Annotated in this window: 1 protein-coding gene; it reads right to left on the bottom strand. The window is 48.3% G+C overall.

Features of this window, described 5'->3' with window-relative positions:
- On the bottom strand, positions 1-186 hold a 186-nt coding region (locus A3773_RS19895; RefSeq protein WP_197462865.1), incomplete at its 3' end, for a hypothetical protein.
- Positions 187-302 lie beyond the last annotated feature (116 nt).

Here is a 302-nt window from a genome sequence, read left to right as displayed (position 1 = left end):
CAAATACGGGCCTTTCAGGCATTCCTCATCTCTTCTTCCCTCCCTCTCCCTCTCCTCTTTTTTCTTCTTTTCCCTTTCTTCTCTTTCTCTCTTTCTCCTCTTTTTCCTCCTCCCCTTCCTCCCTCTCTTCCTCTTTCTTTCTCTTTCCCCCCTTCCTTTTTTCTTCCCCCCTCCCCTAGCTATCACCTCCTAACTCTTCTCTTTTTCCTCCCCCTTCTTACCCCCTTCCTCCTCCTTCCCCTCCTTATTTCTACGCTCCCCTCTCCCTCTCTTACTCCATTTTCATTCCTTTTACTCCCTTT

It is taken from the genome of Neptuniibacter pectenicola, from assembly GCF_001597735.1.
Lineage (GTDB): Bacteria > Pseudomonadota > Gammaproteobacteria > Pseudomonadales > Balneatricaceae > Neptuniibacter > Neptuniibacter pectenicola.
This window is presented reverse-complemented; position numbering and strand designations above follow the sequence as displayed.